At 67.2% G+C, this 10,269-nt stretch carries 7 protein-coding genes; 4 read left to right on the forward strand and 3 right to left on the reverse strand.

What is annotated here, in order from left to right; genetic code table 11:
• The first annotated feature begins 304 nt into the window (after nucleotides 1-304).
• The gene (locus MOQ72_RS43025; protein WP_242191834.1) at nucleotides 305-1,078 is read left to right on the forward strand and encodes a DUF3050 domain-containing protein; all 774 of its coding nucleotides are present in this window, start codon (nucleotides 305-307) and stop codon (nucleotides 1,076-1,078) included.
• Nucleotides 1,079-1,502: 424 nt separating this feature from the next.
• Nucleotides 1,503-1,700 carry a hypothetical protein gene (locus tag MOQ72_RS43030; RefSeq protein ID WP_242191835.1) on the forward strand — a complete coding sequence of 66 codons (198 nt, stop codon included), beginning with the start codon at nucleotides 1,503-1,505 and terminating at the stop codon, nucleotides 1,698-1,700.
• 107 nt (nucleotides 1,701-1,807) lie between these two features.
• On the opposite strand, the gene MOQ72_RS43035 is transcribed toward MOQ72_RS43030, so the two are convergent.
• Nucleotides 1,808-5,194 (reverse strand): NAD-glutamate dehydrogenase domain-containing protein, encoded by a 3,387-nt coding sequence (locus tag MOQ72_RS43035; protein WP_242191836.1) that lies wholly within the window; start codon nucleotides 5,192-5,194, stop codon nucleotides 1,808-1,810.
• 451 nt (nucleotides 5,195-5,645) lie between these two features.
• Here MOQ72_RS43035 and MOQ72_RS43040 point away from each other — a divergent pair, with 451 nt between their 5' ends.
• Nucleotides 5,646-7,094 carry an Nramp family divalent metal transporter gene (locus MOQ72_RS43040; protein WP_242191837.1) on the forward strand — a complete coding sequence of 483 codons (1,449 nt, stop codon included), beginning with the start codon at nucleotides 5,646-5,648 and terminating at the stop codon, nucleotides 7,092-7,094.
• A 1-nt stretch (nucleotide 7,095) separates the two neighbouring features.
• The gene (locus MOQ72_RS43045) at nucleotides 7,096-7,497 is read left to right on the forward strand and encodes a hypothetical protein (RefSeq protein ID WP_242191838.1); all 402 of its coding nucleotides are present in this window, start codon (nucleotides 7,096-7,098) and stop codon (nucleotides 7,495-7,497) included.
• 471 nt (nucleotides 7,498-7,968) lie between these two features.
• Here the strand turns inward: MOQ72_RS43045 and MOQ72_RS43050 are convergent, their stop codons facing one another.
• Nucleotides 7,969-9,774: a GAF domain-containing sensor histidine kinase gene (locus MOQ72_RS43050; RefSeq protein WP_242191840.1), complete on the reverse strand. Its 1,806-nt coding sequence runs from the start codon at nucleotides 9,772-9,774 to the stop codon at nucleotides 7,969-7,971.
• 257 nt (nucleotides 9,775-10,031) lie between these two features.
• Nucleotides 10,032-10,269 (reverse strand): hypothetical protein (locus MOQ72_RS43055; RefSeq protein ID WP_242191839.1); only part of this gene is annotated, 238 nt, incomplete at its 5' end.

Consider the following 10,269-nt stretch of genomic DNA (forward strand, 5'->3'; position numbering starts at 1 on the left):
CCCGCCGGGGACCCGCGCTGGCTTGCGCCTGTGGCCTGGCGGCCGACCGCGCCCGCGCACCCCGGCGACCACCGTACGACCGACGCAGCCGACCGATTGGCATATGCCACCAGACGGACACCCGGGGCATCTCTGCCAATCTGTAGATCGTCCCGATTCGGCCATGCTCCATGACAAGAACCGCCAACTCCGCGCCAAACCGGCGCCAACCTGGTGAACAGTTCCGGTATCGATGCTGAGTGCACGAACTGGCGGGAAAAGCGACGCCGCCATCACTGACAATTCCAGAGAGAGATGGACAGAGATGACCGCAGTCACCGATTTCGACACCATCCGAGCCGAGCTGATCAACCACCCGCTCTACACGCAGATCGACACCGAGGCCAAGCTGCGGATCTTCATGAAGCACCACGTGTTCGCTGTGTGGGACTTCTTTACGCTGTTGAAGCGCCTGCAGACCGAGGTGACCACGGTGACCCTGCCGTGGCGCCCGAAGAACAAGGCCGAGCACGGCCGGTTCATCATGGAGATCGTCCTCGCCGAGGAGACCGACGAGGACATCGACGGCGGTTACGTCAGCCATTTCGAGCTGTACCTCCGCGCGATGGCCGAACTCGGCGCCGACGCCGGCCCGATCGACGCCTTCCTCACCGCGCTCGACCGCGGGGTCGGCCCGCTGACAGCGCTGGACGATCCGCACATCCCGGACGGCGTGCGTAAGTTCGTCGGTCACACGCTGGATGTGGCGCTGCACGGCGCCCCCCACGAGGTAGCTTCGTCGTTCTGCCACGGCCGGGAGAACCTGTTGCCGGACGTGTTCTCCGAGGTGCGCGCTAACGTCGACGACGTGCTGGCGAACGCCCCGGTGTTCCGGCACTACCTCGACCGTCACATCGCGCTGGACCACGACGAGCACGGCCCGCTGGCGTTGCGGCTGCTCGCGGCGCTGTGCGACGGCGACCCGGTCCGCGAGGCCGAGGCGGAGCAAGTGAGCGTCGACGCGATCCGAGCCCGCATCGGCCTGTGGGACGGCGTGCTGGCCGAGTTCCAGGCGAGCGACGACTCAAGTGTCCACTGAGTACTATCGACCGTAAGGAGCAGGTCTGGATGAAGGGCTCCACACAGTTCGATGTTGAAGCGCGATTTCTATCTCGACATCGTGTCGGAAACGGCTGCGGATAAGAACGGTTCATCAGCCAATTGATGGTCTTCAGCACCTGATACGGCGATTGGGTCGGTTAAAAGGACGGTTTGTAGCTGACCACTGACTGGAGCTCGTCCCTTCGGATGGGGCCGCCTGGTGGGTTCGGCATTGAACTCCGTGCTCCCCAGATATCGAGGACGACGTCTTATCCTCGATCCACCGTTGGTTTTGGGTAACGGTTCGGCGGCGAGAAGGCGAGATGCCCTCTTGAGCTGGGACGATTGATCTTGCTGAAGGATCCAATCGGTCCTAGCGAGAGGGCATCTCTGGAGTGCGATCTTCTCATAGTCCTGCGCGGGTGGATGCGGCGTTCGATGAACCGAATCTGATCGCTATCGACCCGACCCACAAACGGGTTTACGGCCGAGCCAAGCAGGGTGCGCAGATCGGCCGGTTCAAGGGTGTTCGCACGCTGCATCCGTTGCTAGCCACGCCCTGGCAGTCATTGCAGGTGCTGTGCGGCTGGCACTCGGTGCGGTTCACCTGCACCGGCTGACCGGGGTTGGTGCTTCCACGAGGGCGTCGCCGCTGACGCGAACCTCCGGTCGCAGACCGGACAGACGTCTGCACCCGATGTCCGCAGTAGACGGTGAGATCCCGTTGTCAGCTCGACATGCCGTTGAGTTCGGTTTGGTTTCCGCCACCGCTCTGGGCGAGGTTGCGCAGTTCTTGGAGGGCGACCGAGAGCATCGCGATGTCCGGTTCGTTCGCTTCTTTCAGCAGGGCGAAGGTCTTCCGGTACATCGTCACCCGGTCCAGGTTGCGGTCCAGCCAGGTGTTCAGGAGCTGGTCCGGTTCGGTCGCCGTCTCGGCTCCGCGCAGGGCGGCCGCGGTGAGCCGGCGGCGTTGGGTGAGCAGGTCGTCGCGCAGCGAGATCTTTGCCAGCAAAGTCCAGTGCGAGTCGCCGGGTTGCTCCACCGTCTGCGCCTTCAGCCAATCGAGGTCGAGCTTCTCGCCCAGCGCGAAGTACAACCCGGCCGTCCACTCCAGGTCGCGGCCGGACGCCCAGGCGATCTCGGCGATGTCCATGCCAGCGCACAGCGGGTCGAGCACGAAGACCCGCTCGCACAGCTGCTCGGGAACCCCGCGCCGGACAAACCCGGCAATCGCGCGCTCCACCCGCTGCCGTTCCCGCCCGGTGAGCCGGGTGCGGAGGACTCGGGCGAGTCGCAGCATCGCCGGGCGGAAGCGTCGGACCTCCGTCGCCACGTCGATCTCCCGGCGGTTGCGCAGCAACCACAGCGAAGCCTGCTCGATGACCTCGCGGATCGCGCTAAGCAGGCGCACTTGGGTTTGCGCGTGACGGGACAACTCCAGGGTGTCGATCTCGGCCCAGATGGCGGGCAGGTCAAGTAGGTCGCGGGCCGCGACGTAGACGAGGAAGGGCGTGTTACGGTCCCCGGTAAGCTGCTGCAGGCGATGCAGCAGCCCGGACCCCAGCCGATTGATCACCTCGTTGGCCAGCACGGTCGTGGCGATCTCCCGGCGTATTGGGTGGGTCGGGATCTCTCCGGCGAACGCGTCGCGAAGCGCCGCGGGCAGGTAGTCGACTGCCCCTGCCAGCACGTACGGATCGTCCGGCATCGTCGAATGGAGCACCCTCGTCCAGCGGTTTTTGCTGTAGGCGAGCAGTACGGCGATCTCCGGCCGAGTGAGCCCCAACCCGGCAGCCCGCCGCTGGGCGACGGTGTCGTCATCCGGCAACGCCTCGTGCGTCCGGTCCAGCTGCCCATCGTCTTCGAGGAGGTGCATGACCTGCAGGTGACGGTCCAGCCCGGTCACACCCAGCGCTTCGCTGACGCTGATGGCCAGCGCCTGCCGGTAGTTGTCGACCAACACCTGTTGCGCGACCTCGTCGCCGAGCTCGGCGAGCAGCCGGTCCCGGCGTTGCGGGGAGAGCCGACCAACGCCATCCAGCAGGATCTTGAGGTTGACCTCCCGGTCGGAGATGTCGACCCCGGCCGAGTTGTCGATGAAATCCGTGTTGATGCGCCCGCCACGCAAGGCGAACTCGATCCGGGCGCGCTGGGTAAACCCCAGGTTGCCGCCCTCGGCGACCACCCGCGCCCGCAACTGCTCGGCGTCCGCGCGCGCCCCATCGTTGGCCCGGTCGCCAACCTGCGCGTTCAGCTCCGCGCAGGCCTTGACATAGGTGCCTACGCCGCCGTTGAACAGCAGGTCGACCGGCGCCCGCAGAATCGCTTGGATGAGTTGATCGGCGGGCAGCTCATCCACCTGGACGTCGAGGACCTGCCGAACTTGCGGGGTCAGCGGGATCGACTTCGCGGTTCGGGCGAACACCCCGCCGCCAGCCGAGATCAGCGCCGGGTCGTAGTCCGCCCACGAGGACCGCGGCAGGTCGAACAGTCGGCGGCGTTCGGTGAAGGACACGGCCGGGTCCGGGTCCGGGTCGAGGAAGATGTGCCGGTGGTCGAATGCGGCGACCAGTTTGATGGTGCGCGACAACAACATCGCGTTTCCGAGCACGTCGCCGGACATGTCGCCGATGCCCACCGCGGTGAACTCGTCGCGCTCCGGGTCCAAGCCCAGTTCGCCGAAGTGGCGGCGCACCGATGTCCACACGCCGCGCGCCGTGATGGCCATGGCCTTGTGGTCGTAGCCGTGCGAGCCGCCCGAGGCGAACGCATCCCCCAGCCAGAACCCGTACTCCGCGGCGATCGAGTTCGCCAGGTCGGAGAACGCGGCAGTGCCCTTGTCCGCCGCCAAAACCAGGTAGGTGTCGTCGGAATCGTGGCAGATCGTCTCCGGCTGCCGGACCACCGCATCGCCGCGCCGGTTGTCGGTGACGTCGAGCAGCCCGCGCACGAACATCGTGTAGCAGTCGCGCACCTCCTCCGCGACGGCCTCCGGGTCCGTGCTCGGCGGTGGCCGTTTGACGACGAACACGCCCTTGGCGCCCTGCGGCACGATGACTGTGTTCTTCACCATCTGCGCCTTCAGCAAGCCGAGCGCCTCGGCGCGGAAGTCCTCCGGCCGGTCCGACCAGCGGATTCCGCCGCGGGCCACCTTCGCGGCGCGCAGGTGCACGCCTTCCACCCGCGGCGAGTAGACGAACGTCTCCACCGCGGGGCGCGGATCCGGCAGGAACGCCAGTCGGCTCGGATCGAGCTTGAGCACCAAGTAGGATTTGGCCCGACCAGCAGGATCTCGCTGGAAGAAGTTCGTCCGCACCGTTGCGAGGATCACCGTCCGCATGGCGCGCAGCACCCGGTCCTCGTTGAGGTGCACCACCTCACTCAGCGCGGCTTCGATCCGAGCATCCACCTCCACCTGACCGTCGGCATCCGCGATCGCCGGATCGAAGCGCATCCGGAACAACTCCACCAGCAGTCCGGTCACCTCGCGGTGCGTGAGCAGCGTGCGTTCCACGTGCGCCTGGCTGAACGCGACCGCTGCCTGCCGCAGATATGCGTGGATCGCACGCAATAGCGCGACGTCCCGCCAGCCGAGGCCGGCTTTGAGCACGAGCTGGTTGAAGCCGTCATCCTCGGCGTCACCGCGCCAGACCGCAGTAAACGCATCGGTCATCAGATCTCGCGTGGCGGGGTCGGCCAGCGGTGCGGAATCATGTGGCAGCACTTCGAATTCCTCGACCCGGACCGCGCTGCGGCCGACCGGACGCACGTCGAACGGACGATGATCGGCGATCCGCAGGCCCATGTTCTCCAGCACCGGGAACACATCGGCGAGCAGCGCCGGACGCGGGGTCGACCAGAACAGCGCAAATCGAGCGCCCGCGGCGGAACCGAGCAACGGCCACAAGACCAGCCGCGGCTCGACCTCCGGTTCGAAGCTCTCCAGCGAACCGACGTCCAGCGCCGCTTGGCCGGCGGAGAACACGTCCCGGTAACCAGCTGGGAACGCCGACGCGTACCGGGCGAACAACCACCTTGCCTTGGCCGGGCCGTACCGATCCGCCAGTTGGACGCGGAACTCGTCCTGCCACGACTCCGTCGCCAGAGTAACCACGGCCACCACCTCATGAGGGAGGTCGCACAGGCAAACTCGAATCCGAGTCTAGGCCGCAGGAACCAGCGAATACCAGCACGAGTGCCAACTGCCTGCCACTGGTAGGGACACCGCCCCAGCCACCTGAGAACACGGATCGGCTGGTCCGTGAGCTGACCTGGGCCTTTCCGCCCTGCCCTGCCGAGCCGCCGTGTTGCCACACTCGTCGTATCGCTGACCGGTGACACCGAAGTTGAGCAGGTCGCCGACTAGCTGTTCGACTACGGCATCGTCGCGTACCCCATCTGGCGAGAAACCTGTCGCCGCCGTCAGGGGTACGAAGTATCAGTGGGTTGCGCGGCTGGTCGCTTCGGTCGGAGCACCAAGTACCGCCAAGGCTACGCGGGACGAGGAGGTCCGATGTGGAAGCCGAGAAAGCACCAGAATTCGAGATAACAACAGATACTCCGGTATGACAGAGATTCGAGTGTGGAAGGCGGGGCGGCTGGAGCCGATGCCGATCCGCGAGCTACCCGAACCGCCATCGTCTGTGCACTTGCTCGGCCCCACCGTGTTCCTGGTCGCGCTCGGGGTCGGCATCGGCGAGTCGTACATCTGGCCCCGATTGGTGCTGGTTTTCGGTCCGGGGATCCGCTGGCTGTTCCTGGTCGGCGTCAGCCTGCAAGCCGTGGTGATGCTGGAGATGGCCCGCTATGCGATGGCTACCGGTGAGAGCATCTTCTCGGGCGCGGCGCGAGTGGCCAAACCGTTGATGTGGTTCTTCTTCGCCACCGCGATCCTCGTCTACATCTGGCCGGGCCACCTGTCCGCGGGTGCGTCAGCACTGGAGCAGGTCACCGGCATACCGTGGGTGGTGTCGGCGTGTATCGGCCTGCTGCTGGTGGGCGTGGCGTTCACGCTGGCCAAGGTGATCTACAACTTGCTGGAGAAGGTGCTGTCGCTGCTGATCGGGCTGCTGGTGGTGGGCACCGCCGTAGTCGCCTCGATGGTCGGCAACCTGTCCGACCTGACCGGCACGCTCACCGGGATGCTCCACTTCGGCTACTTCCCGGAAGCGGCGATGTCGGCGACCTGGTTCCCCATCCTGGTGGGTGCGATCGCCTTCGCCGGACCGTCCGGTATGCAGCAGATGTGGTACACCCTGCACCTGCGGGACAAGGGCGCGGGCATGGGCGCGCACATCCCCCGGATCCGCGGCCTGCGGCACGCCGACGAAGAAGAGGCGATGCCCTCGCGCGGGTTCATGTTCGACACCGATGATCCCGACGAGTTGCGCAAGTGGAAGGGCTGGCGGCGCTGGGTCACCTTCGACGCGCTGCTGCTGTTCTGGGGCATCACCATGTTGGTGACCATTTCGTTCACCGTTCTGGCGCAGTCCGCAGCCCGGGAGAATCCCGACGTGCGGCACCTGATCGAGTCCGATCGGCGGGAGGCCGCGCTGAGCGCGATGTCCGACACCTTTTCCGCAGCCGGTGGTCCGATGCTCGGTTCGGTGTTCCTCGGGTTCATCGCGCTGATCGGCCTGAACGCCACGCTCGGCCTGTTCGACTCGTTCTCCCGCGGGCAGGCCGATATGACGTACCACTTCGTGCCGGGCGCGCAGCGGTTCCGGATGTCGCACCTGTATGCGGCGTTCCTGTGGGGCCTCATCATCTTCGCCATCGTGATCCTGCTGTTCGGCCCGGCGCACGGCCCCGACGCGATCCTGGACACCCTCGCGTTCCTGTCCGCGTTCGCGATGGGTGCCTACTGCGTCGTGCTGCTGCTGGTGAACAACAGAATGCTGCCCAAGCCGATCCGTCCGAATCTGCTGATCAACCTGATCATCGGTTTCGGTGCGGTGTTCTACCTCGGGATGCTGTTCTACTGCCTCTTCAATTACGGAGTAGTCGTGAGTTGACATGACACTCACCAGCCAGCTCGCCACGCCGGGATTGGTAATCGGGACCGTCGCTGGCCTGTTCGCGGGCGGGCTGGCGATGGTCAGCGGTATGCCGCCGAGCTGGGCCGCGGTCACCGCGATCACGCTCGCCCTGCCATTGGTCGTGCTGGGTGCGGGCTGCAGTGTGCTGCGGGCGCGAGGGGTGCTGCGCAGCGGCACCTTCGCGCCGGTGGCGCTCTACTGGCTGATCGCGTTCCCGATCGCGCGACTCTTCCAGGAGGTGGCTACCCGCCTAGTGCTCAGCGAGCAGTTCGCGTTCCCGCCGGACCTGCTGGCATTCCTGGCCTTCCAGGGGTTGGTCAGCGTCGGATTCGCGATCGGCTTCGTCTGGGTGCAAGAGCGGATGTGGCGAAGCGGGTGATGCGCCGCGATCCCGCCGTCGCGCTCGGCGGAGCTGGTCGCGGACCTGGGTGCTGTGTCGGGACCGGTCGGGCGTGCGGCATCCCCAATCAGCGTCGAAGCGATGTCCCCGACGTAGTCATGGCACCGGTCCACCAGGGCCGGTGAGGATCGCAGCGCGGCGGCATGACTGCGGACGAGCGGCGGAACCTGATGGCACCGGCCCTGTACCGCTCGAAGAGTCATCGCTGCGCGTCAAGCCGCGTACCGGTATTCGTGGATGAGTCCATTGAGGACGCAGGTGGTGGGTAGCAACGTGTGGACGGGCCAGTGCGCTTGCTCGTGCTGGTGATGTGGTTCGGGTCGTCGTTGTTGTCGGGTTTGATGGGGCTGGTGCCGGTTGAGGTTCCTCCTGTGGGCCGGACACCCTGAGTCCAGGCAGTGCCAGCTCCGAATAATGGCGCCGCACAGGGTGGCAGCTGACGGCTGCCGGTCAGTCGGGCTGGAGCGGAAGCTCGACGACGATCAGCGTTCCTTCGCCGGAGCGGCTGCTGACGTCGATCGACCCGCCCAGGGCCTGCACCCGGTCGCGCAGGCCGGTCAGACCCGAGCCGCGGGTGGGATCGGCGCCGCCGGCGCCGTCGTCGCGAATCGAGAGGTGCAGGATGTCGTCGCGCTGCTCGACGGTGACGTGTGCGTACGAGGCGCGCGCGTGCTTGGTCGTGTTCGTGAGCGCTTCCGACACGACGTAGTAGGCCGCCACCTCGATCGTGTCCCGGAACCGGTCGTCCGCCCGCACGTCGAGCTCGACCGGAATCGCGGATCGGCGGGCGAGCGCCCGCAGCGCCGGCCGCAGCCCGCCCTCGGACAGGATCGCAGGGTGGATGCCGTGAGAGATCTCGCGCAGTTCGTCGCTCGCCGCGTCGAGCTCGTCGATGGCCTGGCCGATCTGCGTCTGGAGCTCGGGGAGGTCCGGAGGAACCGCGGACTGGGCGAGGCGCAGCTCGAGGCTGAGCGAGACGAGTCGCTGCTGGGCGCCGTCGTGCAGGTCGCGCTCGATACGGCGCCGGGCGCCGTCTGTGGCGGCGACGATGCGGACGCGGGACGCGGCGAGCTCGGCGCGGCTGTCGGCGTTCGCGATCGCGGTGCCGACGAGCTCGGCGAAGCCCACCATGCGCGTCTCTGTGCTCGGCGGCAGGGGCTCGGGGCGCCTGGACCCGACGATTGCCGCACCCCAGAGCTGGCCCTCCACGACGATCGGCGCTCCGACCCCCGAGTGGAAGCCCAGCTCACGTATGCGCGCAGCGGCCCAGCCGGGAGCACCTTCATGGCTGTCCATCCGGGCGACGCGGCCAGTGCGCAACACCAGCGCCGCGACGTTCTCGCCCTCGAGCGGCCAGGGCGTCTCGGCCGGCATGGTCACGCCGGGCTCGTTGTGGGCCGAGACGAGAGTGGCAGTGCCGTCGGGCTCGTAGCGGAGCAGCGCCATGTGATACCCATCCAGGAGCCGGCGAAACTCCGCGGTCACCGCATCGAACACATCGGTCGGGGAGGCCCCGCCCGCAACGAGAGTGGCAACCCGCCGCAACGCGGCCTGTTCCTCCGCGAGCACGCGGAGTTCGGCGCGGCTGTCGGCGTTGGCGATCGCGGTTGCGATGAGTTCCGTGAAGCAGGACATGCGCTGTTCGGTGTCGGCTGGGAAACGCCCGCGCCGCATGCCGACAGCGATCGCGCCCCACAGACGCCCCTCGACGACGATCGGAGTCGCCGCCCCCGACCGGATTCCCAGCTTGCGGAGGCGGTCGCCGTAGGCGCCGGGGGCTCGGTGGTAGTCGTCGAAGCGAGCCGCGTAGCCCGTGCGCAGGGCGGCCGCCACGGCCACGGGTGGCTCAATCTTCCAGCGGCTTCCCACCGGGAATCCGTCGGCGTATGCGCCGGTGCTAGCGGCCACGGTCGTCGTGCCGTCGGGATCGAGGCGGACGATGTGCGTGGCGTCGGCATCGAGGACGCGGCCGACCTCCTGCGCGACGGCCGTGAACACCTCGACCGGTGGCATCCCGCGGGCGACCAGCGTGGCGACCCGCCGCAACGCGGCCTGCTCGTCGGCGAGCACGCGCAGTTCCTCGCGGCTCGAGGCGTTCCCGGTCACAAGGGTTTCGGCCTCGCGGGCGCGGCCCGTAGCCAGGCCGACAACCGAGCCGACCGCGGTCAGCGCTCCGGCGAGCCGGCGCCGCGTGAAGAGCCGCGCCCCCAGGGCACGCCAACGACGTCGGGGCGCGGCGGGCTCGCGGGTGACCATGTGCACGTCGAGGTCGTCCTTCCCGTCAAACGGGTGATGATGGAATACCCGGCGGAAGTGGTCGAACCACTGCGGGAGCTAGCTTTGTGGACCAGCGGCCAGATGGCTCCCGTCAAGGGCGCCGGTCTGTCGCGTCGCGGTGAGATTTGAATGTCGCGTGTCGCACTTTGCCGCATGACTCGGCGTAGGAATCAGCATTCCTGCAGCTCGGAGGTGTGCGGACTTCGACCTGCGATGACGCTCGTCTTGCTGGTCCCTCACCGGTCATCGCTGAACTCCACCCCGACTAGAGGTGCGCGCAGCAGAGCCAGGTTTGCCACCACCCGCTCGGTGCGACGAGCTGCGGTTTCGCTGTCGAGGCGACCTTCAGCCAAGTAGGATTTGCCCACCCTGTTCCGGTTCAGCGAAGGAAGGCGAGCCTGACCACGCTCGTGCGTGTGTTCAAACCTTCCAGTCGCTTCGTTATGTGGGGCGGGCGACCCCTGGCGGTCGCCC

Source organism: Saccharopolyspora soli, from assembly GCF_022678645.1.
Taxonomy (GTDB): Bacteria; Actinomycetota; Actinomycetes; order Mycobacteriales; family Pseudonocardiaceae; genus Saccharopolyspora; species Saccharopolyspora soli.